We start from the raw sequence: 21,609 nt of genomic DNA, 5'->3' as shown, positions 1-21,609 counted from the left end.
CGTTGTCCCAGCGTAGCATCGAAAGGGAAAGCCCAACGAGTGAACATCGACGGCCTGACGCGTGTCAGGCCGTTGTCAGGAGAGTGACCATGGCGCACGCAGCGCAGATGAGTATTCCCGCCACCTACATGAGAGGTGGCACCAGCAAAGGGGTGTTTTTCACCCTCAGTGACCTGCCTCCCGCTGCGCAGCAGCCGGGTGAGGCGCGAGACAGGCTGCTGTTGCGGGTAATGGGTAGCCCCGACCCCTATGAAAAACAGATCGATGGGATGGGCGGTGCCACGTCCAGCACCAGCAAGGCGGTGATTCTCTCGAAAAGTACTTCCCCGGAGCATGATGTGGATTACCTGTTTGGACAGGTGTCCATCGACAAGCCTTTCGTGGACTGGAGCGGTAACTGCGGCAACTTGTCTGCGGCGGTGGGCCCCTATGCCGTGGCCAATGGGTTGGTCGACCCCGCGCGGGTGCCTGAACACGGCGTCGTGGAAGTGCGCATCTGGCAGGTCAACATACAGAAAACCATCGTTGCCCAGGTGCCGATCAGCCACGGCGCCGTTCAGGAAACCGGAGACTTCGAACTGGACGGCGTCACCTTTCCTGCTGCCGAGATTCCGGTGGCGTTTCTGGATCCTGCCGACGGTGAGGGGGCGATCTTCCCCACGGGGCAGCCGGTGGATGAGCTGGAGGTGCCCGGCATCGGAGTGCTCAAGGCGACGCTGATCAATGCGGGTATTCCTACCGTGTTCATCGACGCGCAAGCCCTGGGCTACAGCGGCTGTGAGCTGCAAGAGGCGATCAACGGCGACCCGGATGCACTGGCCCGGTTCGAAAGAATACGCGCCCATGGGGCCGTCAAGATGGGCTTGATTGCCCATGTAGACGAGGCCGCCAGCCGTCAGCACACGCCCAAGGTGGCGTTCGTGGCACCACCGGCGGGCTATACGTCTTCCAGTGGGAAGCAGGTCGAGGCCGAATCGATCGATCTGTTGGTCAGGGCGCTCTCCATGGGCAAGTTGCATCACGCCATGATGGGCACTGCGGCCGTGGCCATTGCCGCAGCAGCGGCCATTCAGGGGACGCTGGTGAACCTGGCCGCAGGCGGCAGCGAGCGGGAGTCGGTCACTTTTGGTCATCCTTCCGGCACGCTCAGGGTAGGGGCCAAGGCCAGTCTGGTGGAGGGGCGCTGGCAAATCGATCAGGCGGTCATGAGTCGCAGTGCCCGGGTATTGATGGAAGGGCGAGTGCGCGTGCCTGGTGATGTGCTGTAATCGACGGCAGGCACTGCTTTGACCACCCTAGTGCCCCTTGCCGAATGGTGCCCGTCACGGTATGGGCGTAAGGCTTGCCGTGACGGGCGGGGTGGTCATGATGTTGCTTATGATGTGATTAATCCTCTACCACGACCTGGTCGCGCATCCGGTCAACGGTGGCCGGGCCGATACCGCTGACCCGTGTCAGGTCGTCAGCGCTCTCGAAGGCGCCGTTGGTCTCGCGCTCCTCGATGATGGCTGCCGCCCGGCTGGGGCCAATGCCCGGTAGTTCTGCCAGCAGCTCGGCGTCGGCACTATTGACATTGATGGGGGCGATTGCCTGGGCCAGCGCGGCACTGGACAAACCCAGGCACAGTGACATCACGAGTGCGGCTACAAATCCCTTGAACGTTTTCTGCATGTGAAGTACCTCATCGGTGTTGGTTCGTCGCTCGGCTCGCCAAGAGACGAGCCTCCTTGATCGCCAGCATGACTGAATTGCTTGCGTCCTTAGTCAACTTAATCTTTTGGCGCGCCTCGCGCTGTAAGCCATTGCCGATAGTTTTTGTAATCCGTTTGCCATGAGGGATGTCGGCAATCGCTTACACAGCCCCCCAGCGAGGGCTGGTACACTAGTCAGGCGGCAGACCGTCGCCCATTGAACGGGTTCTTGATAGGCATGAACCTTTCCACTGTTGACATAACGAGCACGGAGTAAGCGCGTGTCCACCGACTCACCTCTCATCATTGCCCTTGATTACCCTTCGCTTGACGCAGCGCTGTGCATGGCCGATCAGCTCGACCCGGCCCGTTGCCGTGTGAAGGTAGGCAAGGAGCTGTTCACGCGTAGCGGCCCGGCGGTACTGGAGGCGTTACATGGCCGGGGCTTCGAAGTGTTTCTGGATCTCAAGTTTCATGACATTCCCAACACCACTGCCAGCGCGGTGCAGGCGGCGGCAGAGCAGGGGGTGTGGATGGTCAATGTTCATGCCTCCGGTGGGCGCAAGATGATGGAGGCAGCAGCGCAGCGATTGGCAGATCATCGTTTGAACACGCACTTGATCGCCGTCACCGTACTGACCAGCATGCAGGAAGACGACCTGGCCAGTGTTGGCGTGAACGGCGGGATCGATGCCCATGTGGATCGCCTCGCGGCGTTGACGCATGCCAGTGGCCTGGCGGGAGTGGTATGCTCTGCCCACGAGGCGGCACCTCTGAAGGCTCGGTATGGCGATGCCTTCCTCAAGGTGACGCCGGGAATTCGTCCCCGTTTTGCCGTGGCCAATGACCAGCAGCGGATCATGACACCTGCAGAGGCCATGCAGGCGGGTAGCACTCATCTGGTCATCGGCAGGCCGGTCACTCAGGCAGAAGACCCAATGGCGGCATTGGTCGCTATCGAAAGCGAGCTGGCGAGCGTCTGAGGCTGGAGGCGAGCGGCTATTCGCCCTGAACGCCCGTGATGGGTTTGATGGTGCCCCAGCGTCTGCAGCTGGGGCACTGCCAGCTCAGGCTGTCGCTGTTGAAGCCGCAGCGGCGGCAGCGGTGACGATGTCGGCCGGACAGCAGCTGGTCCGTGTGATGCTTGAGCAGCAGTAGCCGTGTGTCGGGAGAAGCTTTGCCTGAGAGTTTCTCGCTTTCGAGATAAAGGTCCACCAGATAGTCGAGGCCGCCCAGGCTCGGCGCTTCTCGTAACCAGGTGCCGATCCGCTCGATGGCGCTGTCGACGCCTTCTCGTTGGTGGATGAGGGCTCCCAGGGTAATCATGACGCTGGTGTAGGGGGCTTGCCCCAACAGCCGATACAGATGGTTTTCCAGGCCGTCCAGGTCATCGTTGCGGGTATAGGCGCGCTGCAAGACCGGCAGCATGGTGGGGACGTGGGCGATATCCTGTTGAGGAATTTGGTCGAGCCGCTCGATGGCCTTGGCATAGTGGCCGTTCTCCATGTCCAGCTCGGCCAGCAGAAGCGTGGCTCGGACGCAGCGCTCATCGAGCTGCAGTGCCTTTTTCAGGTGTTTGCGAGCCAATGGGCGGCTTGCCTGAGAGATCTCCTGTTCTGCCAGTTCACACAGCCAATGGGCCGCGGGGCGGCGCATGGCTGGCTGCAGCTTGATCAGGGGTTGGGCGGTCTCCAGCGCTGCATGCCAGTCCTGTTCTCTCTCCAGCAGGTCGATCAACAGTCGGCGTGCTTCCAGGCACAGCGGCTCGTTGCTTGAGTACTCGAGAACGCTGCCCAGCAGCCGCTGGGCGCGATCATGCACGCCCAGTGCCATGAAGTCGCGGGCCAGCTCCAGTTGAACGTGTTCGTTGGTTTCTGTCGACAGGGAGGGGCGGGCCAGCAGGTTTTGATGAATGCTGACGGCCTTGTCCGCTTCACCGCGGGCGCGAAACAGCTTGCCCAGGGCGATGTGCGTCTCTACCGTCTCGCTATTGATGTCGAGGGCATGGATGAAGGTATTGATGGCTTCGTCGGGCTGCTCGTTGAGTAGATAGTTCAGCCCAACGAAGTACTCCCGGGATAGATCAGGGGGGCGTGACAAGGGGGCCTGCTGCTGGCGCCTGGTCGCATGCCTGACCCCAAGCGCAAAGCCCAACACAATGGCGGTCAACAGCACGCCCAGCAGCACGGCATCTTGCATTTATGCCAGTTCCTTGAACTCCTGGGTGCGGAGGCGGTCGAGCTCCTTGCGCTGCTGCTTGTTATGGCGCTCGCTACGCACCAGCTTGGCTCTCAGGCGTACGTACACGCCCAGCATGGCGATCATGCCGACCACTACGCCCAGCGTTAGTGTCGCCAGCAGCCAGACCGACAGCGAGACGGCTGGCAGCTCTGTCCAGATCAGGTTCAAGGCAATGGTTTGCTGATTATTGACGGCAAACAGAATGCCGACCAGCAGCACTATCAGTAGAATGACGGCTAGAATTAGCCCTTTGATCCAACGCATGTGTGTTTCCTGGTTAGTGGCGTTCACGGTAGTGCTATTGTGGCTGAGTCCAAGCGTGACGTCATCCTGAAGAACGTCGCAGGGGCCGCTTGCTCAGGTTCAATAGCCTAGCGCTCGGCTGGCATCCACCTGTTCCCGGAGCTCTTTGCCGGGCTTGAAGTGGGGGACATACTTGCCGTCCAGCTCCACCGGGTCACCCGTCTTGGGATTGCGTCCGGTGCGTGGTTCGCGGTAATGAAGTGAAAAACTGCCAAAGCCACGTATTTCGACCCGCCCGCCGCTGGACAAGGCATCGGTCATATCATCGAGGATGATACGCACCGCCGTTTCGACTTCCTTGGCGGACAGCTCCGGTTGACGCATCGCGATTTGTTCGATTAGTTCAGATTTGGTCATCGGTTGGCTCCCTGCAAACGTTAAAGGCCGTTCTTGCGCATGCGACCTCGACACCATCGAAATCAGCATACTTCGCCAAACGGCATAAAACAATTCAGATAAAACAAGGTACTAGCTTGGTGAGCTCAAGGCTGAGTAACAGCATAGGCGAAGCCGAGCGCTGGCGCGACCCTGTCGCTCCGGTATACTGCCTTTTCATTCCCTTTACGTGGAGAAGTGGCGTTGAACGACGATACATCCCCAGCAGCTGTGCTGCGCAAGCGGCTCTATTGGCACTCCCGGCGCGGCATGTGGGAGTTGGACTTGCTGTTGATTCCGTTTCTGGAAGCACGCTTCGAGTCACTCACCCATGAGCAGCAGCAGACCTACCAGCGGTTGATCGAAGAAGAAGACCAGGATTTGTTCGTTTGGCTAATGCACCGGGAGTGGCCGGAGGATCCGGAGCTGCGCCAAATGGTACAAATGATCGTCGAGCATGCAGAAACCACCGATAACACTGCCTATCGCACGCTCTAGCGTAGCCAGCGGCGTTTACGCCGCATTGTTGATGGGGTGCATGCTGCTATTGATGCTCCTCGTCAGCGCGGTGTGGGTCGGGGTGGCCGTAGTGGCGGGGGGGGCGCTGTGGTGGGCAAGCCACTGCCGCCAACCGACAGGGTCGCTGCAGCTCGTGCATACGGGTCAGTACTGGGTGGGAAGCTGGTTGTTGCCTACCGGTGAGATAGGCCCCGAGCAGCCTTTGCGCTGTGACTATCTGGGGCCCTGGCTGGTGGGGCTACGTGTCGGCAGGCAGCGTATCTGGATATGGCCTGACAGCCTGCCTGCCGCAGAGCAGCGCCAGCTGCGCCGCTGCCTGCACCGTCCTGGTCGTTAGTGAGCCTCTTGGGCCAGATCGCTCAGCGTCAGCCGCGAAGGTTGGCTGTCTGGTTGGGCCGAGGGCCAGTCAACGGAGTAATGCAGGCCGCGTGACTCATGACGCTGCAAGGCTGCCAGCGTCGTCAACTGTGCCAGCGCCAGTGCCTGGCCTAGCTGAAGGCTGTCGGGGTGCCGCCGCTCAGGATCCAGCGCTTTCAGATTCAGCACCATGTTCTCCAACGCTGCATAGGCGGTGTTCAGGCCCTGCTGACTACGCACAATGGAAACATGCTGGCTCATCACGCTACGCATGGCGTTGCGCAGCTCGTCCAGGGCGTTCCGGTCTACCATAGTGCGCGCATCAATGGGTCTGTTAGCCAGCGCTTCAGGTAGTTGGCAGGTCGCTGGCTGCGGCTGGTCGAGCAGGTGCAGGGCGCAGCTGCGGGCGTAGACCAGGCACTCCAGCAGAGAGTTGCTGGCCATGCGATTGGCGCCGTGCAAGCCGGTATAGGCGGTCTCGCCGATGGCGTAAAGGTTTGCCACGTCGGTTGCGCCTGCGCTATTGGTGGCAATGCCGCCGCAGCTGTAGTGAGCGGCGGGCACCACGGGAATGGGTTCCTGGGTGATGTCGATGCCCCGTGATGCGCAGTGGGCCAGGATGGTCGGGAAGTGGTGGCGTAGGTTGGTGTCGCCCAGGTGGCGGACGTCCAGCCAGACATGCCCCAGCGTACCCTGCTGAATATTGGCATCGATGGCGCGGGCCACAATGTCCCGAGGGGCTAGTTCGGCACGCGCATCCAGCGCCAGCATGAAGCGCTCTCCCGCTTCGTTGAGCAGGTGGCCGCCTTCTCCTCGCACGGCCTCGCTGATCAGAAACGCAGGGCCGTCAGGGTCAAACAGGCAGGTGGGGTGAAACTGCTGGAACTCCAGGTTGCACAGGGTAGCACCCAGCTCGGCAGCCATCATCATGCCTTCACCGCTGCTGGGGGCGGGAGTCGTCGTATGGCGATACAGGCCGCTGGCGCCGCCCGTTGCTAGTACAGTATGCGTAGCCAGCAGGTGGTGAAGATTGCCGCCGCTGTCGATGCCCAGTGCACCCAGGCAGTGGCCAGAGGCGTTCTGGAGCAGGTGCAGAATGGTCAGGTCGCTGCGCTGGGTGATGTTGGGGTGGACAGCGACTTTATCCAGCAGCGTATCGACCACGGCGCGGCCTGTGGCATCGTCGGCATGAATGATGCGTCTTGCGTTATGGCCGCCCTCTCGGGTGAGGTGAAAGGGGTAGCGGGCGCCGGGGTCCGAGTCTGGGGTAAACGGCACACCGTTGTCGATGAGCCACTGAATGGCCTGAGGCCCGTGGCTGACCGTAAAACGTACGGCTGCTTCATCGCACAGGCCGTCCCCGGCAATCAGCGTGTCCTGGACATGGTCTTCGAGCTGGTCGTCCGGGGATAGAACGGCGGCAATCCCGCCCTGGGCCCAGCGGCTGGCCCCTTTGTCGTCCTGGGCGGGGCGCACCAGCAGCACCGAGCGTTGGTCGGCCACTTCCAGTGCCAGCGTGAGGCCGGCGACGCCGCCACCAATAATGACGATGTCGGATGTTGACGTGCTCATTGGCCCCGCTCCTCCATGACTAACAAGTGCAAGTGGATGGCTAGCATCAAAAAGAACAGATGATAGGCGATGGCCAGACACAAAAAAAGCCGCGTCGATCAGATGATCTCGCAGCGTCGTTGTCTTGCATATTGGTGCCCGGAGCCGGACTTGAACCGGCACGGAGTTACCTCCGAGAGATTTTAAGTCTCTTGCGTCTACCAATTTCGCCATCCGGGCAGTGTGTCGAAAAAAATCGATACACTGGGGAAATGGAGGCTGGAGTCGGAATCGAACCGGCGTACACGGAGTTGCAGTCCGCTGCATAACCACTCTGCCATCCAGCCTGACAAGTCATTGGATTGAACCAAATTGGAGCGGGAAAGGAGATTCGAACTCCCGACCCTCGCCTTGGCAAGGCGATGCTCTACCACTGAGCTATTCCCGCTTGACTCGAGGGCGAATTATACGCATCGCCCAGCGATTGTCAATCAATCAATTCGTTAAGTGCTTAAAAAAGCGAGCTTAGCCCGACTACATCGAGCGGCTAAGGTGCGGCCATGCTGCACGCAGGTACTGAATCATGGACCACAAGGTCAGGGTCGCCGCAGCATACAGGATAGCCACGCCCAGCATGGCCATCTCATGGCCTGGCGGAAACGCAAGTAGTACCAGAATGGCGACCATCTGCAGCGTGGTCTTGAGCTTGCCGATCCACGACACGGCCACCATGCCACGTTTGCCCATTTCGGCCATCCACTCCCGAAGGGCCGAAATGACGATTTCTCGACCGATAATGACCAGCGCGGGGAGCGTCAATATCAGCGTGTCGAAGCGCTCGATGAGCAGCGCCAGTGCCACTGCGACCATCAGCTTGTCGGCTACCGGGTCCAGAAATGCGCCAAACGGTGTCGATTGGTTCCAGCGGCGGGCAAGATAGCCGTCCAGCCAGTCCGTCACCGATGCCAGGGCAAACAGCCCGGCCGCCATCGGCATGCTCCAGCCAAAGGGCAGGTAGAAAAGCACTACCAGAAGTGGGATGAACGCGATTCGTGCCAGTGTCAGTATGTTGGGTATATTCATCGCAGGGCGCGATCCTTGCCGGAGAATCATGAAAGTCGGAGTGTAATGTGCCCGGTCATTCTATCCCCCTTGGCGCATTGCATCCATGTTAACCACCGCTTTATCCGTTCAGAGTGACATAAATCGTCTCTGCCAGGGCGGCGCTGATGCCCGGCACCCGAGTGAGTTCGTCACGGCTGGCCTTTTGCACGCCCTGCAGGCCGCCAAAAAACTTGAGCAATTCGCGGCGCCGCTTGGGGCCGATGCCGGGAATATCCTGCAGGGTGGACGTGCGCCGCGCCTTGTCACGCGCTGCGCGATGCCCGGCGATGGCGAAGCGGTGCGACTCATCACGAATATGCTGAACGAGGTGCAGGGCAGGTGACGCGGGCTCCAGTACCAGCGGGTTGTCGCTGCTTTCCAGAAACAGGGTTTCGAGCCCAGCCTTGCGCGTGGTGCCCTTGGCGACGCCCAGCAGCACGATCCCTGTTACCTGCAGGTCGGTCAGCACTTGCCGTGCCATGTTCAGTTGCCCCTTGCCACCATCCACGATCAGCACGTCAGGTGCAATGGCTTCGCCGCTTTTTACGCGCTTGAGGCGTCGCGTGAGCGCCTGCTGCATGGCGGCGTAGTCATCGCCTGCGGCCACGCCTTCGATGCGAAAGTGGCGGTAGTCGCTCTTGCGTGGCCCCTGATGGTCGAACACCACGCAGGAAGCCACGGTGGCTTCGCCCTGGCTGTGGCTGATGTCGAAACACTCCAGACGCTCCGGCAGTGAGGGTAGCCCCAGCGCTTGCTGCAGTGACGTGAAGCGTTCGGTGAGCTGCGTGGTGTTGGCCAACTGCGAGGCGAGCTGCTGCTCGGCATTGGTCATGGCCAGGTGCTGCCACTGGGCACGATGACCGCGTACCTGGTGGGTCACGCGGACTTTTTTGCCTGCCTGTTGGGCAAGCGCGTCGGCAATCAGCGCGCTGTCTTCCAGCGGGAGATTGGTGATCACTTCGCTGGGCACGCTATGGGGCTGGCCGAAATAGTATTGGCTGACCACTTCGGTCAGCAGTGCCTCAGGGGGGAGGTCAAGGTCGTTTTTGGGGGTGTGATGCCGCGCGCCCAGCAGGCGCCCATCGCGGACGCTGAGGATGGAAATGCCCAGTGCGCCGGGGCGTTGAGCCAGCGCAAAAATATCTGCATCGCCGCTCTCGTTATCGACGAACTGGCGCTGCTGCATTTGACGCAGCTGCTGGATCTGGTCACGCAGGCGGGCGGCTTCTTCAAAATCGAGCGCCCGGCTCGCCGCCTCCATTTCTGCGGTGAGTAGCTGCGTGACGTGTTCGCTCTTGCCTTCCAGACACATGACCGCATGGTCGACATCCCGCTGATACTCTGGCTGTGAGATGTAGTCCACGCAGGGGGCGCTACAGCGTTCGATCTGGTACTGCAGGCACGGACGGGAGCGATGGGCGAAGACGCTATCTTCACAGTTGCGGATACGAAAGATTTTCTGCATCAGGGTCAGGCTCTCCCTGACCGCGCCGCTGCTGGGGTAGGGGCCGAGGTATTTGCCGTCACCACGCCGTTGCCGGGCGCGCTTGTACTCCAGAGCGGGGTAGGGGTGGCGGTCGGTCACGAATACGAAAGGATAGGATTTGTCGTCCCGCAGCAGGATATTGTAGGGCGGGCGTAGTTCCTTGATCAGCGTCTGTTCCAGCAGTAACGCTTCGGTTTCGCTGCGCGTGACGGTGATCTGAATATCGGCAATGCGCGAGACCATGGCCTGGGTCTTGGCATTGAGTTGGCCGCGGAAATAGCTGGCCAGGCGTGCCTTGAGGCGTTTGGCCTTGCCGACGTAGAGCGTGTTCTGCTGTTCGTCGAGCATTTTATAGACGCCGGGAGAGGCGCTGACGGAGCTGAGGAACTGCTTGGCATCAAAGGGCATGGCGAATCAACGGCGCTTCTCATGGGCAGAAGCAGCGATGGTAGGTCTATCCCAGGATGGCGTCAAAGCCCTCCACCAGCCCGTGGCGCAGAGCGAGGTGCGTCAACTCTACGTCGGTAGCCACTTGTAGCTTGTCAAACAGGCGGTAGCGGTAGGTATTGACGGTTTTAGGGCTCAGGTGCAAACGGTCCGAGATGTCCTGTACGCGCTGGCAGTTGACGATCATCAGCGCGATTTGCAGTTCGCGATGCGAGAGGTGGCTAAAAGGATTGTCTTCATCATCGAAGTGAGAGAGGGCCAGCCGCTGGGCGATTTCCTGGCTGACATAGCGGCGTCCGTGAAACACCTGGCGGATGGCCTCGGTCATTTCCGTGGCGTCGGCGCCCTTGCTGAGAAAGCCGGATGCGCCTGCTTCGAGCATGCGCCGCAGTACGCTATCTTCAAGGTGTGCCGTGAGGATAATGACTTTTACGTCCGAGAGCGTGCGATTGATGCGTCGGGTGGCTTCTAGGCCGCCGATGCCCGGCATGCGAATATCCATCAGCACGATGTCGGGCTTCAATTGTCGGCTTTGCGTCACTGAGGTTTCGCCATCATCCACTTCACCCACAATCTTGATATCGCTCTCTTCGTTCAGCAGGTGGGCGATACTGGTTCTCACCAGGTGGTGATCATCGGCAATTAAAACGTTGATCAAGGGACTGGCTCCTGCAGGTAATCATCGTGAACTAGGGCGATACGCACGCTGCGTGGGTATAGAGTGCCACAGCTCTTGGCAAAGGAGAATTAGTTAATGCTTGTTCACTTTATTTCTTGACCTCACGCAAGTGCTGGAGTAATATTCGCACCGCTGCCGCAATGGCAGCATGTGGGGCCTTAGCTCAGCTGGGAGAGCGCAACACTGGCAGTGTTGAGGTCAGCGGTTCGATCCCGCTAGGCTCCACCAAAATTTCGAAGCGCCGCGTATCTTACGCGGCGTTTTTTGTTGTGTGTTTCATATGGCGGTATGGTTGCTTGCCATCCGGCTCTTGCGCTGCCGATGCCCGCTCACAGGGTGAGCAGGCATTGTCGTCGACTAGGCGTCTACCTTGCCCAGCAGCAGAAACTCGATCAAGGCTTTTTGTGCGTGCAGACGGTTGCCTGCCTCTTGCCAGACCACCGAGCGCGGGTCATCGAGCAGCGTATGGCTGATCTCTTCGCCGCGATGTGCTGGCAGGCAGTGCAAGAACAGGACGTCCGCGTGAGCGCTATCGAGCATCGCTTCGGTTACCTGGAAGCCCGCGAAATCGGCTTCTCGCTTCGCTTGCTCCTGCTCCTGGCCCATGGAGGCCCAGACGTCGGTAGTGATCAGGTCAGCGCCTTGAGCGGCTTGCTGTGGGTCGCGCAACAGAGTGATGCAGTCGCCGGCGGCTTGCATGATGTCGTCGCGGGGCTCGTAGCCTTCCGGGCAGCAAATTCTCAAGCGGAAACCGAACTGGCGGGCAGCATTGATCCACGAGTGGCACATGTTGTTGCCATCGCCGATCCATACGGCGGTCTTGCCCTTGACGCTGCCGCGCAGCTCGGTCCAGGTCATGACGTCTGCCAGCAATTGGCAGGGGTGGTAGTCGTCGCTGAGGGCATTGATGACCGGCACGCTGCTGGCGCTGGCGTACGCTTCCAGCCCTGCATGGGAGAAGGTGCGGATCATCACTGCATCGACCATTTCGGCCAGCACGCGGGCGGTATCTTCGATGGGCTCGCCGCGACCCAGCTGGGTGTCGCGGGGAGACAGAAACAGGGCGTGGCCACCAAACTGGGCCATGCCGGTCTCGAAGGAAACACGGGTGCGCGTGGAGGACTTCTCGAAAATCATTGCCAGAGTGCGGTTGGGCAGCGGCGTGTAAACCGGTCCGTTGGCCTTGAGATCCGTCTTGATCTTGATGGCGCGCTGAATCAGATAGTCCAGCTCTTCAGGGGTCAAATCCAGCAGGGTAAGGAAATGGCGTGTCGCCATGGTGACGTCTCTCCGCGCAAAAACACCATCCTAGCGAGGCCGCAGGGGATGCGCAACGCAAGCGGCATGCGTAGAATATCCGCCACGCAATATGACCGAGTCGTTTGCTCAGGTATTGACCTGCAGGATCAAGACTGACGATGACCCGGTCGCAGGGTTAAAGCCAGTGGCCGAATTGCGTACACTGGAAGAGACCATATCTTTTATCGAGGAGCATCCCATGAGCACCACGGCTGACAATATCCAGCGTCAAATCACTGAAAACCCGATTCTCATCTACATGAAGGGTACGCCTCAGTTGCCGCAGTGTGGTTTCTCTGCGCAGACGGTTCAGGCGCTGATGAGCTGCGGTGAGCGTTTTGCTTTCGTCAACGTGCTGGACAATCCCGATATTCGTGCCGAACTGCCTAAAATTGCCAACTGGCCTACCTTCCCACAGCTGTGGGTAGAAGGGGAGCTGGTCGGCGGATGCGATATCGTGATGGAAATGCACCAGAGTGGCGAACTCGAGAAGTTGATCAAGCAAGCTGCCCAGCGTGCTGGCGCTGCTGAAAACGGCACCGACGCCTAACCCAAGAACAGCGCCCAAGGAAGTTTTGCTCCATGAGCTATCAGGTTCTGGCCCGTAAATGGCGGCCACGCACATTCCACGAGCTTGTGGGGCAGGCCCATGTCCAGCGCGCCCTGGTCAATGCTCTTGACCAGGGGCGTTTGCACCACGCGTACCTGTTCACCGGCACGCGTGGCGTCGGCAAGACCACCCTGGCACGGATATTGGCCAAGTGCCTGAACTGCACCGCCAATGGGCGTGGTGACGAGGGCGTTACGTCGACCCCTTGTGGCCAGTGCCCCAGCTGTGAGGCGATTGATCAGGGGCGCTTCGTCGACCTGATCGAAGTCGATGCCGCGTCGCGAACCAAGGTCGAAGATACCCGCGAGCTGCTGGACAACGTTCAGTACGCGCCTACCCAAGGGCGTTACAAGGTGTACCTGATCGACGAGGTGCACATGTTGTCGACCAGCAGCTTCAATGCGCTGCTGAAGACACTGGAAGAACCCCCGCCCCACGTCAAGTTTCTGCTGGCGACCACTGACCCGCAAAAATTGCCTGCCACCGTGCTCTCCCGGTGCTTGCAGTTCACTCTGAAGCACATGCCACCTGAGCGGGTGGTCGAACACCTCAGCTTCGTGCTGGGTAAAGAAGGCGTCGAGTACGATGAGAGTGCGCTTTGGTTGCTGGGCAAGGCTGCGGCGGGCTCGATGCGCGATGCCATGAGTCTGACCGATCAAGCCATTGCTTTTGGTCAGGGGGCGGTACGCCATGGCGATGTTGCGGCGATGCTGGGTACGCTGGATCACCGTCACGTACTGGCGCTGGTAGAGGCGCTGGCGAACGTGGACGTTCAACAGCTGCTGCAGGAGGTCGCTCAGCTCGCCGAGCAGGGGCCGGACTTTGCCGCCGTGCTGGATGAGCTGACCGCCATTTTACACCGGCTGGCCGTAGCCCAGATGCTGCCTGACGCGGTGGATAACAGTCACGGTGACCGCGCCCAGATTCAGCAGCTGGCTGGGCGCTTTACCGCCGAAGACCTGCAGCTTTACTACCAGATCGGCATCCAGGGGCGGGGTGACATGGCGCATGCCCCTGACCTGCGCAGCGCGCTGGAAATGACGCTGTTGAGGATGCTGGCGTTTCGCCCGCAAGGGGTTCCAAAACCGCCCACGGTGCCGCTGCCGCTGCGTCGTGAACCGGCGGTGGACCCGGCTGCTCAGCCCCCGGCCGTTGAGCCCGAGGTAAAAAAGCCTGAGCCTGCGCCGTCCGCTGCGCAGGCTGCACCGCCGCAAACGCCTGTTGAGCGGGTATCTGCTGAGCCGCCCCAAAACGCACCAGAGAGTCGCTCACCAGAGAGTCGCTCTGCTGTGGCGCAGCCAGCAGAGGAGCCGCCGCCCTGGTCGCTTGACGAAGTGAATCAGGCCGCTATGCTCGCGCCAGAGCCAGAGCCAGAGCCAGAGCCAGAGCCAGAGCCAGAGCCAGAGCCAGAGCCAGAGCCAGAGCCAGAGCCAGAGCCAGAGCCAGAGCCAGAGCCAGAGCCAGAGCCAGAGCCAGAGCCAGAGCCTATACACCCGCATCCCCAGGCTACGCCGTCGGCATCCCCCTCGTCGGCAGGCCCGCTGGATCATGCCGGATGGCTGAAATGCTTTGATGCGCTGGTCCTTGGGGGGTTGACCCGCAACCTCGCGGCACACTGTCAGGTGGAAAGCGATGATGGCGCCACGCTGGTGCTGCGTCTGGACCCATCGCAGTCGGCCATGCAAGCTGAGGTGCACAACCAGCGCATCGAGCGCGCGTTGAGCGGGATTGGTCTACCCAGAAAAGTGCACTTCAAGGTGGCGGCGCTGGACACGGGAATTGAGACCCCTCGGCAGCAGGAAGAGCGTCTTCAACAAGAGCGGCATGCCGAAGCGGTTGATCTACTTTATCGTGACCCCAATATTGAGAAGTTACGTCACGCTTTTGGGGCTACGCTGATTGAGTCGACGGTAAAACCCGCATCGCACTCTTGACCCCATCACTTCAGTCATATCACTCAGGAGATCACCGCATGTTCAAAGGCGGAATGGGCAACATCATGAAGCAAGCCCAGGAAATGCAGGAAAAAATGCAGCGCGCTCAGGAAGAGGTCGCCAAGGCAGAAGTGCATGGTGAGGCGGGCGCTGGCATGGTGAAGGTCGTCATGAACGGCCGCCACGATGTGATCAGCGTGGCCATCGACCAAAGCGTCATGGAGGAAGACAAGGAGTTGCTGGAAGACCTGCTGGCCGCGGCCGTCAACGACGCTGTGCGCAAGGTAGAAGCCAACTCGAAAGCCAGAATGGAAGAGGCAACGGCGGGCCTTAACCTTCCGCCTGGCTTCAAGATGCCGTTCTGATCCATGCGCTTTTCCCCCCTCATAGAGCAGTTGATGGATGCGTTTCGCGTGCTGCCTGGCGTTGGGCCCAAGACGGCCCAGCGCATGGCGATGCACCTTCTGGAGCGTGAGCGCCCCGGCGGGCAACGGCTTGCCGAGGTGATCCTGCGTGCCATCGAAGACGTGGGTTATTGCCAGCACTGCCGCACGCTGACCGAGGCCGACATATGCGCCTTGTGCGAGAGCCCGCGCCGCGACGACAGCTTGCTGTGCGTGGTCGAGTCGCCAGCGGATCAGCTCGCCATCGAAGAGGCGGGCGGCTTTCAGGGTCGCTACTTCGTTCTGCATGGCCACCTTTCACCGCTGGACGGTGTAGGCCCTGATGCCTTGGGCTTGGCGCTATTGGAAAGCCGAGTGGCCGAAGGGCACATTCGCGAGATCGTGCTGGCCACCAACCCTACGGTAGAAGGCGAGGCGACGGCGCATTACATCGCAGCCCAGCTTGCTCAGTACGGTGTGGCGTTTTCTCGTCTTGCTTACGGTGTCCCGATGGGGGGGGAGCTCGAGTATGTGGATGGTGGCACCTTGAGTCGTGCCTTTAACGGTCGTCAGCCTTTTGCTAGCGATTAAGTCGGATAAAACGCAAGCGCCAAGGCGGTTGTGACAACCTGGAAGACCGAATTGTCCTCTTCAACCTCCTCCTTGTATCAATGGATCGACAGCGCCGAGGCGCTGGATGCCGCCTGCCAGCAGGTGGCCAGCGCAGAGGTCATTGCACTGGATACCGAGTTCTTTCGTGAGAACACCTTCTTTCCCGTGCCTGCGCTCATTCAGTTTGCCGGGGGTGAAACCGCCTATCTGGTAGACCCCCTGGTGACACCCTGTACGCCCGCTTTCAAGGCTCTGTTGCAGAGTCGGGTTCCCAAGCTGCTGCATGCCTGCAGCGAAGACCTCGAGGTATTTCAGCACTGGGCGGGAACGCTGCCGACGCCGCTGATCGACACCCAAGTGGCGCAAGCCTTTCTGGGCGAGAATCCGGGAATGGGGTATCAGAAGCTGGTAGAGCACTGGATAGGTGACACGCTGCCCAAGGAAGAGACTCGCTCCAACTGGTTGGAGCGGCCTTTGACCGCGTCGCAGTGTGAATATGCCGCGCTGGACGTGACCTATCTGCTGCAGGTCTGGAAGCGTCAGGTTGCCCAGTTGGCCGAGCTTGGACGGCTTGGCTGGGTCGAGGAAGAGTGTGCAGCACTCATCGAGCAGGCAGGTCGTGACGAAGAGAGCGATGGCCAGTGGTATACCCGTCAGCGTCAGCTGTGGCGTCTGGCACCACGCCAGTTGGAAGCGTATCGGCTGATGACCATCTGGCGGGAAGGGGAGACCCGGCGGCGTGACCTGCCGCGCAACTGGCTGGTCAGCGACAAGCTGTTGTTTGCCGTGGCCGAAAAAATGCCCGGTAATCGCTATGAGCTGGCAGAGGTGGATGGCGTCAAGCCCACGCTGGTCAAGAAGGAGGGCGATGCCCTGCTAGGCTGGGTGAAGCAGGCGCAACATTGTCCTGAAAGCGCCTTGCCTGCTCGCTGGCCTGACCCCATGCAACCGCCTTTCAAGCGCCGCTTCAAGGCCATCAAGCAGGTCGTGGCAGAAAAGGCTGCGGCCCTGGGGATTGCGCCGGAAATGCTGCTTCGTCGTCGTGATATCGAAGCGCTGGTCATGCAGGCCATGGCCGGCGAGCCGCTCGATGAGCTGCACGGTTGGCGCGGAGTCTGTCTGGGTCAGGACCTTCAACGAGCCTTAGAGGAAACGTCGGAATGAGCGAGAAGTTACTTTGCGAGATTTTTAGAAGCTCACGAAAAGAAGAGATGTACCTTTACGTGGACAAGCGCAAGGGCCTGGTAGACGTGCCCGAGGCCTTGATGGCGACTTTCGGCAAGCCCGTCCCGGTGCTGACCATGATCCTGACCGAGGAGAAGTCATTGGCACGCGTGGCCGCCCGCGATGTCATGGCGGCCATTGAAGAGCAGGGGTTCTACCTGCAGATGCCCCCCGCCAAGGAGCCGTACCTGCTGGACCTGCATCGCGCTGAATCTGCCCGCCGCTCGTGATGATGCCAGAATGAATTTTCTGGCCCATGCCTGGTTGGCACGACCCGGCAACGATGGTTTTCTCTACGGCAACCTGATTGCCGATGGGGTCAAGGGCAGAGACCTTTCCGGCTGGCCGACCAGCGTGGCCGACGGCATTCGCCATCACCGCCGTGTGGATGCCTGGGTGGATCAGCACCCCCGGGTGCTGGCTGCCCGTCATCGGGCTCCCAGGCAACAGCGCCGCTATGCCGGTATTGCCCTCGATCTGGTGTGGGACCACTTCATTGCCCAGCAGCAGGCGGGTGAACGGCAGCATCAGCTCATCGAGCGCTGTTACCAGCTACTGTCGGCCAGGCCTGCTCCCCAACGGCTGGCCAGCATGATGCCCGTGCTGGTCGAACAGGACTGGTTGCGCCGCTACGCCGACTTCGACTTTACTTGTCAGGCGGTGGCAGGCATCGGCAGGCGTTTGACAGGCCCGAATCGTTTGGCCGAGCTGGTCCCCTGGCTATACGATGATTACGCCCTTCTTGAGGCTGACTTCAGCGTGCTGTGGCGCGAGTGTCAGGCGCACTTGACCAGCAGCGGCAATGACACCAGCGCCCGTTGATCGGCGTCGGCGATCACGCACCTACCCGAAAGAGAACCGAACATGGAAACCACATTACGTGAGCGCTTCTGGGAGCGCTATCCGCTGGAGGAGTTGACCGCGCCAGAGTGGGAAGCGCTCTGCGATGGCTGTGGCCAGTGCTGCCTGTTGAAGCTGCATGACGATGACACTCAGGAATTGGCTATTCTGAACGTTGCTTGCCGGCTGTTGGATCTACACAGCTGCCAATGCAGTGATTACGAGAATCGCTTTGCCAGCGTGCCGGACTGCACGCAGCTGACGCCAGCGCTGGTAAAAGAGTTTACCTGGCTGCCGCATACTTGTGGCTACCGTCGGGTGGCCGAAGGGCGCAAGTTGGCGGGTTGGCATCCGCTGTTGAGCAACGACGCCGAGCGAGTGCATCGTAAGGGAGTGAGCGTCAGAGGCTTTGCGGTATCACAGGATGAGGTGCCGGAGCGGCATCTCGAAGAGCATATCATTGCGGTCATTCCCATGTCCTGACCGCCAAGCGAAACGCAATGCGCTGCCATCCATGGCAGGACCATCACCGCTGGCTCATTTTATTCAGGCCTTGTCACGAGACCCAACGCCCACAGAATGAAGGCATCCTGGCGTGCCGCGTCGCGCCAGGCCTTGAATCTGCCGGAGGCGCCGCCGTGGCCGCTGGTCATGTCGGTGTGCAGCAGAATCGGGGCGCTTCCCTGCTGAGCCTGGGTCACGCGAGCATAGAACTTGGCGGGCTCCCAATAGCTGACTCGGGTATCGAACCAGCTGCCTTCGATCCATAGCGCCGGGTAACGCTGAGGGCGAATATTATCCACGGGAGAGTAAGCGGCGATCCGCTCGCGAACCTCGTTGATCTCCGGGTTGCCCCATTCGGTGTACTCGGCGGTGGTCAACGGCAGCTCGGGATTCTGCATGGTGCGCAGTACATCCAAAAACGGCACGTCGAGCACGGCAGCGCAGAACGCCTCTGGTGCCCGGTTCAGGCAGGTACCCACCAGCAGCCCGCCCGCGCTGGCACCACAGGCGACGATCCGTTCAGGCTGGCTGACCTGCTCGGACACCAGCGCCTCGCGGGCAGCCAGGAAATCATGAAAGCTGTTTTCCTTGTTGGCCATCTTGCCTGCCAGGTACCACGGTTCGCCGCGCTCGCCGCCGCCGCGCACGTGAGCCACGGCAAAGGCTACGCCACGCTCCAGGAGCTCCAGCCTGGCAATCGAAAACCAGGGGTCGAGCGCTTCGCCATAGGCACCGTAGCCATATAGCAGCGTCGGCAGAGGCTGCCCGACCAGATCGGCACGCATGACCACGGAAACGGGCACCTGTTCACCGTCGTGGCTGGTGGCCCAGATCCGGCGGCTGACCAGCTGCTCTGGGGAGAGGCTGCCGTATACCGGCACTTGCTTGAGTAGCGTGCGCTCACCGCTGTCCAGGTTCAGCGCAAACCAGCGGGGCGGGTGGGTAAAAGACTCTTCCCGCAGGTGGAGCGTGCGGGCATCGAAGTGGGGCATGTCCTCCAGAAGCTGCGAGACAGGCGTGTCGGGTAGCGCCAGGTAGTGATCTTCGATAAGCGTATGGCCGTCTTCGGCCAGGCTCAGTTGCCTCAACCGCACCTGAGCTTCCTGATGACTGCGTTCGGCCACGATCAGCCCCCAGGCGAACGCATCGACTCCTTCCAGCGTGGCGTCCTCCCGCGGGGGCAGCAGGCTTTGCCAGCCCGTATCTTCCAGTGTGTCGGCACGCGTATCCAGGGCAAAGTGTGGCCCTGCCTGATTGTGTAGCCGGTAGAAAGCCCCCGGCCGATGGTCGATGCTGACCTCCACGCCATTCGTGCGCCCATGCAGGCATACTGGGCTCGCGGCGGGTTGGTGGGCGGGCAGGGCGTGGACCTCCGTGGTATCTTTCGAGCCGCTCTCGATGATCAGCCATTGACGCGAGCGGGTCTTGCCAACGCCCAGCCAGAACTCCGGGTCGTCTTCACGCAGGATCAGTGTCGGTGCGCTAGCCTGAGCGTCGGTGTCTACCTGGGCGTCGCTATTGAGCCCTACCCACAGTCGCCACAGGCTATCGGGGCGTTGGGTGTCGTCAAAGCGGGTAAACAGCAGCGTCGCGCCTTGGGCGGTTTGGTCCTCTGCCCAGCACACCGACGGCCCGATGTCTTCGAGCAACTGGCGGGGAGTGCCGCTGGGCAACGCTTTCAGCCAGAGGGTGTAGCGCTCATCCCCTTGGGTGTCTTCGGTCCAGGCCAGCCACTGTTCGTCGGGGGAGAGGGCCATGTCCCCCATATCGTAGAACGGCTGCTTCGCCGCGCGCTCGCGCACATCCAGAAAGCATTCGCTACGCTGGGGCTGGCCGTTGGGATGGCGCCACCAGCAGGGGTAGTCGTCGTCGGCGCCTGTCTCGCTCCAGCAGGTAAAGTGGTCGAGTTCCGTGGCCAGACTCTTGACCGCCAGCTCGCGCCGTGCCAAGTGGGAGTGGTAGAGGGCGTCGGCTAGCGGCGTCAAGGGGCGAAACCAGTCGGCATGCTGCTGATTGGCGTCGGCTAAAAAAGGTTGAACGTCTGGTGCGTCACGGGATTCCAACCAGTGCCATTCAGGGTCATCGGCGCGATAATAGCGTGCTACGGGCGAGCCTTCGTACATACCAGGCTGTGCTTTCATAAATTGACAGGTACCATAACGGGAAATCAACGTCGGGTGCTTCCACCCACATGAGGGGTATTATGCTGTTTGCTGACTCAATGTCACTGCTGTGGCTAAGTTATTACGGGCTCTCGCTGCTGGTCATGATGGCCATTTACTTTGCGCTGGCCTGGTTACCGCGTCTGCCCCGATTGGCCATCACCTGGGCCGTGGCGGGCATCATGTGGATGCCGGCCAATTACCGCTTGCCGCTGGTGGAAGAGGGCGAGTTCTATACGGGCTGGGCGCCCTCGGCCATGGTAGCGGCGATGGGCTTTTTCGAACATGGCGTGAGCGGTTTACGCGGCGGTTTGCTGTGGGCATTGCTGGGCATGGCGCTGGGCGCTTGCGTAGGCATCGTATTGTGGTGGTGGCGCCGTCCGATGCCGGTCGAAGAAGCCCCAGCGCGGCGTCAGCGCGCCGAAGAGCCACAGCCTGTTCGCCGCCGTGAGCCGGTGATTCGTTGAGCTCCCAAGCGGCCAGGGAGGCGTTGTCATGTGTGAGTTGATGGGTATGAGCGCCAATGTACCCACGGATATCTGCTTCAGCTTTTCGGGGTTTCTGCACCGAGGCGGCGGTACGGGGCCCCACCGCGATGGCTGGGGCATTGCGTTCTATGAAGAGGGCGGCTATCGAGAGTTTCGCGACCCTCATCCCTCAGTGGATTCGCCCATCGCGCGGCTGATATGCGACTACCCGATCAAGTCCCATGTGGTCATCAGCCATATCCGCCAGGCCAACGTGGGGGGCGTTCGGCTGGCCAATACGCACCCTTTTACCCGTGAGATGTGGGGGCGGCCCTGGTGCTACGCCCATAACGGGCAACTGAGTGACTGGCAGCAGCTTCCGCTGGGGCTCTACACCCCCGTGGGCAGTACCGACAGTGAGCATGCTTTTTGCTGGCTGATGGGCGAGCTGCGCCAGCGCTTCCCCACGCCCCCTGAGTCACCTGACGTGCTCTGGGAAACCCTGCACGCGCTGTGTGAACAGCTGCGCGGGCTGGGGGTGTTCAACCTGCTGCTCTCGGACGGTGTCTATCTCTATTGCTACTGTTCTACCAAACTGGCGCACATCACTCGACGGGCACCGTTTGGGCAGGCGGAACTCTCGGATGCCGAGATGACGGTCAATTTCGTCGAGCACACCACGCCCAACGATATCGTTTCGGTGGTGGCCACCGCGCCTCTGACCCACAATGAAGCCTGGCAGCGTATGGCGCCGGGTGAACTGCTGGTATGGCGTGGGGGAGAAATCCGTGCGCGTTATGGCCCAAAATCCTGACTATGCT

Annotated in this window: 24 protein-coding genes and 4 tRNA genes; 15 read left to right on the top strand and 13 right to left on the bottom strand. The window is 60.9% G+C overall.

Annotation, left to right across the window (positions count from 1 at the left end):
* Positions 1-89: 89 nt before the first annotated feature.
* Positions 90-1,268: a 2-methylaconitate cis-trans isomerase PrpF gene (prpF, locus tag HSS18214_RS0105815; protein WP_016914361.1), complete on the top strand. Its 1,179-nt coding sequence runs from the start codon at positions 90-92 to the stop codon at positions 1,266-1,268.
* 118 nt (positions 1,269-1,386) lie between these two features.
* On the opposite strand, the gene HSS18214_RS0105810 is transcribed toward prpF, so the two are convergent.
* Positions 1,387-1,671 carry a ComEA family DNA-binding protein gene (locus HSS18214_RS0105810; RefSeq protein WP_016914360.1) on the bottom strand — a complete coding sequence of 95 codons (285 nt, stop codon included), beginning with the start codon at positions 1,669-1,671 and terminating at the stop codon, positions 1,387-1,389.
* Positions 1,672-1,972: 301 nt separating this feature from the next.
* Between HSS18214_RS0105810 and pyrF the strand changes: the two genes are divergently transcribed.
* Positions 1,973-2,674, top strand: coding sequence for an orotidine-5'-phosphate decarboxylase (gene pyrF / locus HSS18214_RS0105805; RefSeq protein WP_016914359.1), 702 nt, complete (start codon positions 1,973-1,975; stop codon positions 2,672-2,674).
* A 16-nt stretch (positions 2,675-2,690) separates the two neighbouring features.
* Here the strand turns inward: pyrF and lapB are convergent, their stop codons facing one another.
* The 3 genes from lapB to HSS18214_RS0105790 form a co-directional block, all read right to left on the bottom strand.
* Positions 2,691-3,890 carry a lipopolysaccharide assembly protein LapB gene (gene lapB, locus HSS18214_RS0105800; RefSeq protein WP_016914358.1) on the bottom strand — a complete coding sequence of 400 codons (1,200 nt, stop codon included), beginning with the start codon at positions 3,888-3,890 and terminating at the stop codon, positions 2,691-2,693.
* Positions 3,891-4,196 (bottom strand): lipopolysaccharide assembly protein LapA domain-containing protein, encoded by a 306-nt coding sequence (locus HSS18214_RS0105795; protein ID WP_016914357.1) that lies wholly within the window; start codon positions 4,194-4,196, stop codon positions 3,891-3,893. It abuts the gene before it with no gap.
* A gap of 99 nt (positions 4,197-4,295) precedes the next feature.
* The gene (locus tag HSS18214_RS0105790) at positions 4,296-4,592 is read right to left on the bottom strand and encodes an integration host factor subunit beta (RefSeq protein ID WP_016914356.1); all 297 of its coding nucleotides are present in this window, start codon (positions 4,590-4,592) and stop codon (positions 4,296-4,298) included.
* Positions 4,593-4,814: 222 nt separating this feature from the next.
* Between HSS18214_RS0105790 and HSS18214_RS0105785 the strand changes: the two genes are divergently transcribed.
* Positions 4,815-5,108, top strand: coding sequence for an FAD assembly factor SdhE (locus tag HSS18214_RS0105785; protein WP_016914355.1), 294 nt, complete (start codon positions 4,815-4,817; stop codon positions 5,106-5,108).
* 40 nt (positions 5,109-5,148) lie between these two features.
* Positions 5,149-5,466 (top strand): hypothetical protein, encoded by a 318-nt coding sequence (locus HSS18214_RS0105780; protein WP_016914354.1) that lies wholly within the window; start codon positions 5,149-5,151, stop codon positions 5,464-5,466.
* Here the strand turns inward: HSS18214_RS0105780 and nadB are convergent.
* The 7 genes from nadB to uvrY form a co-directional block, all read right to left on the bottom strand.
* Positions 5,463-7,058 (bottom strand): L-aspartate oxidase, encoded by a 1,596-nt coding sequence (gene nadB, locus HSS18214_RS0105775; RefSeq protein WP_016914353.1) that lies wholly within the window; start codon positions 7,056-7,058, stop codon positions 5,463-5,465. The genes HSS18214_RS0105780 and nadB overlap by 4 nt on opposite strands.
* A 132-nt stretch (positions 7,059-7,190) precedes the next feature.
* Positions 7,191-7,277, bottom strand: a tRNA-Leu gene (locus HSS18214_RS0105770).
* A gap of 33 nt (positions 7,278-7,310) precedes the next feature.
* Positions 7,311-7,384 (bottom strand) — tRNA-Cys (locus tag HSS18214_RS0105765).
* Positions 7,385-7,410: 26 nt separating this feature from the next.
* Positions 7,411-7,485, bottom strand: a tRNA-Gly gene (locus tag HSS18214_RS0105760).
* Positions 7,486-7,571: 86 nt separating this feature from the next.
* Positions 7,572-8,120 carry a CDP-diacylglycerol--glycerol-3-phosphate 3-phosphatidyltransferase gene (gene pgsA / locus HSS18214_RS0105755; protein WP_016914352.1) on the bottom strand — a complete coding sequence of 183 codons (549 nt, stop codon included), beginning with the start codon at positions 8,118-8,120 and terminating at the stop codon, positions 7,572-7,574.
* Between the two features lie 100 nt (positions 8,121-8,220).
* Positions 8,221-10,035 (bottom strand): excinuclease ABC subunit UvrC, encoded by a 1,815-nt coding sequence (uvrC, locus tag HSS18214_RS0105750; RefSeq protein WP_016914351.1) that lies wholly within the window; start codon positions 10,033-10,035, stop codon positions 8,221-8,223.
* Between the two features lie 46 nt (positions 10,036-10,081).
* On the bottom strand, positions 10,082-10,732 hold the full coding sequence (uvrY, locus tag HSS18214_RS0105745) for a UvrY/SirA/GacA family response regulator transcription factor (RefSeq protein ID WP_016914350.1): 651 nt from the start codon (positions 10,730-10,732) through the stop codon (positions 10,082-10,084).
* A 173-nt stretch (positions 10,733-10,905) separates the two neighbouring features.
* Between uvrY and HSS18214_RS0105740 the strand changes: the two genes are divergently transcribed.
* A tRNA-Ala gene (locus HSS18214_RS0105740) sits at positions 10,906-10,981 on the top strand.
* Positions 10,982-11,110: 129 nt separating this feature from the next.
* Here HSS18214_RS0105740 and argF read toward each other — a convergent pair.
* The gene (argF, locus tag HSS18214_RS0105735) at positions 11,111-12,031 is read right to left on the bottom strand and encodes an ornithine carbamoyltransferase (protein WP_016914349.1); all 921 of its coding nucleotides are present in this window, start codon (positions 12,029-12,031) and stop codon (positions 11,111-11,113) included.
* A gap of 220 nt (positions 12,032-12,251) precedes the next feature.
* Here argF and grxD point away from each other — a divergent pair, with 220 nt between their 5' ends.
* From grxD to HSS18214_RS0105695, 8 genes are read left to right on the top strand one after another with little or no spacing between them, the layout of a single operon-like run.
* Complete coding sequence (gene grxD, locus HSS18214_RS0105730) at positions 12,252-12,602, top strand: Grx4 family monothiol glutaredoxin (protein WP_016914348.1); 351 nt, start codon at positions 12,252-12,254, stop codon at positions 12,600-12,602.
* A gap of 32 nt (positions 12,603-12,634) precedes the next feature.
* Positions 12,635-14,596, top strand: a complete 1,962-nt coding sequence (gene dnaX / locus HSS18214_RS0105725) for a DNA polymerase III subunit gamma/tau (RefSeq protein WP_016914347.1) — start codon at positions 12,635-12,637, stop codon at positions 14,594-14,596.
* Positions 14,597-14,634: 38 nt separating this feature from the next.
* On the top strand, positions 14,635-14,961 hold the full coding sequence (locus HSS18214_RS0105720) for a YbaB/EbfC family nucleoid-associated protein (protein WP_016914346.1): 327 nt from the start codon (positions 14,635-14,637) through the stop codon (positions 14,959-14,961).
* Positions 14,962-14,964: 3 nt separating this feature from the next.
* Positions 14,965-15,570 carry a recombination mediator RecR gene (recR, locus tag HSS18214_RS0105715; RefSeq protein WP_026001757.1) on the top strand — a complete coding sequence of 202 codons (606 nt, stop codon included), beginning with the start codon at positions 14,965-14,967 and terminating at the stop codon, positions 15,568-15,570.
* A gap of 51 nt (positions 15,571-15,621) precedes the next feature.
* A complete protein-coding gene (gene rnd, locus HSS18214_RS0105710; RefSeq protein WP_026001756.1) occupies positions 15,622-16,755 on the top strand; it encodes a ribonuclease D in 1,134 nt (377 codons plus the stop codon).
* The gene (locus HSS18214_RS0105705) at positions 16,752-17,045 is read left to right on the top strand and encodes a YcgL domain-containing protein (protein ID WP_026001755.1); all 294 of its coding nucleotides are present in this window, start codon (positions 16,752-16,754) and stop codon (positions 17,043-17,045) included. The genes rnd and HSS18214_RS0105705 overlap by 4 nt, the downstream gene beginning before the upstream one ends.
* A gap of 10 nt (positions 17,046-17,055) precedes the next feature.
* Entirely contained in the window at positions 17,056-17,637 is a 582-nt protein-coding gene (locus tag HSS18214_RS0105700; protein ID WP_016914342.1) for an acyl carrier protein phosphodiesterase, read from the top strand.
* A gap of 42 nt (positions 17,638-17,679) precedes the next feature.
* The gene (locus tag HSS18214_RS0105695) at positions 17,680-18,138 is read left to right on the top strand and encodes a YcgN family cysteine cluster protein (RefSeq protein ID WP_016914341.1); all 459 of its coding nucleotides are present in this window, start codon (positions 17,680-17,682) and stop codon (positions 18,136-18,138) included.
* 59 nt (positions 18,139-18,197) lie between these two features.
* Here HSS18214_RS0105695 and HSS18214_RS0105690 read toward each other — a convergent pair whose 3' ends face one another.
* The gene (locus tag HSS18214_RS0105690) at positions 18,198-20,300 is read right to left on the bottom strand and encodes a S9 family peptidase (RefSeq protein WP_040460852.1); all 2,103 of its coding nucleotides are present in this window, start codon (positions 20,298-20,300) and stop codon (positions 18,198-18,200) included.
* A gap of 62 nt (positions 20,301-20,362) precedes the next feature.
* Between HSS18214_RS0105690 and HSS18214_RS0105685 the strand changes: the two genes are divergently transcribed.
* Positions 20,363-20,788: a hypothetical protein gene (locus HSS18214_RS0105685; protein ID WP_016914339.1), complete on the top strand. Its 426-nt coding sequence runs from the start codon at positions 20,363-20,365 to the stop codon at positions 20,786-20,788.
* Positions 20,789-20,816: 28 nt separating this feature from the next.
* Complete coding sequence (locus HSS18214_RS0105680) at positions 20,817-21,602, top strand: class II glutamine amidotransferase (protein WP_016914338.1); 786 nt, start codon at positions 20,817-20,819, stop codon at positions 21,600-21,602.
* Positions 21,603-21,609 lie beyond the last annotated feature (7 nt).

Source organism: Vreelandella stevensii S18214 (genome assembly GCF_000275725.1).
GTDB lineage: Bacteria > Pseudomonadota > Gammaproteobacteria > Pseudomonadales > Halomonadaceae > Vreelandella > Vreelandella stevensii.
Note: the sequence above shows the minus strand (reverse complement) of the source record. Positions and strands in the feature narration are given on the sequence as shown.

Excerpts from the sequence above, each read along its gene's own strand:
- prpF (WP_016914361.1), top strand. The coding sequence starts at position 90 with ATGGCGCACGCAGCGCAGATGAGTATTCCCGCCACCTACATGAGAGGT.
- HSS18214_RS0105810 (WP_016914360.1), bottom strand. The coding sequence starts at position 1,671 with ATGCAGAAAACGTTCAAGGGATTTGTAGCCGCACTCGTGATGTCACTG.
- lapB (WP_016914358.1), bottom strand. The coding sequence starts at position 3,890 with ATGCAAGATGCCGTGCTGCTGGGCGTGCTGTTGACCGCCATTGTGTTG.
- HSS18214_RS0105795 (WP_016914357.1), bottom strand. The coding sequence starts at position 4,196 with ATGCGTTGGATCAAAGGGCTAATTCTAGCCGTCATTCTACTGATAGTG.
- HSS18214_RS0105790 (WP_016914356.1), bottom strand. The coding sequence starts at position 4,592 with ATGACCAAATCTGAACTAATCGAACAAATCGCGATGCGTCAACCGGAG.
- HSS18214_RS0105780 (WP_016914354.1), top strand. The coding sequence starts at position 5,149 with ATGCTGCTATTGATGCTCCTCGTCAGCGCGGTGTGGGTCGGGGTGGCC.
- nadB (WP_016914353.1), bottom strand. The coding sequence starts at position 7,058 with ATGAGCACGTCAACATCCGACATCGTCATTATTGGTGGCGGCGTCGCC.
- pgsA (WP_016914352.1), bottom strand. The coding sequence starts at position 8,120 with ATGAATATACCCAACATACTGACACTGGCACGAATCGCGTTCATCCCA.
- uvrC (WP_016914351.1), bottom strand. The coding sequence starts at position 10,035 with ATGCCCTTTGATGCCAAGCAGTTCCTCAGCTCCGTCAGCGCCTCTCCC.
- argF (WP_016914349.1), bottom strand. The coding sequence starts at position 12,031 with ATGGCGACACGCCATTTCCTTACCCTGCTGGATTTGACCCCTGAAGAG.
- grxD (WP_016914348.1), top strand. The coding sequence starts at position 12,252 with ATGAGCACCACGGCTGACAATATCCAGCGTCAAATCACTGAAAACCCG.
- dnaX (WP_016914347.1), top strand. The coding sequence starts at position 12,635 with ATGAGCTATCAGGTTCTGGCCCGTAAATGGCGGCCACGCACATTCCAC.
- HSS18214_RS0105720 (WP_016914346.1), top strand. The coding sequence starts at position 14,635 with ATGTTCAAAGGCGGAATGGGCAACATCATGAAGCAAGCCCAGGAAATG.
- recR (WP_026001757.1), top strand. The coding sequence starts at position 14,965 with ATGCGCTTTTCCCCCCTCATAGAGCAGTTGATGGATGCGTTTCGCGTG.
- HSS18214_RS0105705 (WP_026001755.1), top strand. The coding sequence starts at position 16,752 with ATGAGCGAGAAGTTACTTTGCGAGATTTTTAGAAGCTCACGAAAAGAA.
- HSS18214_RS0105700 (WP_016914342.1), top strand. The coding sequence starts at position 17,056 with ATGAATTTTCTGGCCCATGCCTGGTTGGCACGACCCGGCAACGATGGT.
- HSS18214_RS0105695 (WP_016914341.1), top strand. The coding sequence starts at position 17,680 with ATGGAAACCACATTACGTGAGCGCTTCTGGGAGCGCTATCCGCTGGAG.
- HSS18214_RS0105690 (WP_040460852.1), bottom strand. The coding sequence starts at position 20,300 with ATGAAAGCACAGCCTGGTATGTACGAAGGCTCGCCCGTAGCACGCTAT.
- HSS18214_RS0105685 (WP_016914339.1), top strand. The coding sequence starts at position 20,363 with ATGCTGTTTGCTGACTCAATGTCACTGCTGTGGCTAAGTTATTACGGG.
- HSS18214_RS0105680 (WP_016914338.1), top strand. The coding sequence starts at position 20,817 with ATGTGTGAGTTGATGGGTATGAGCGCCAATGTACCCACGGATATCTGC.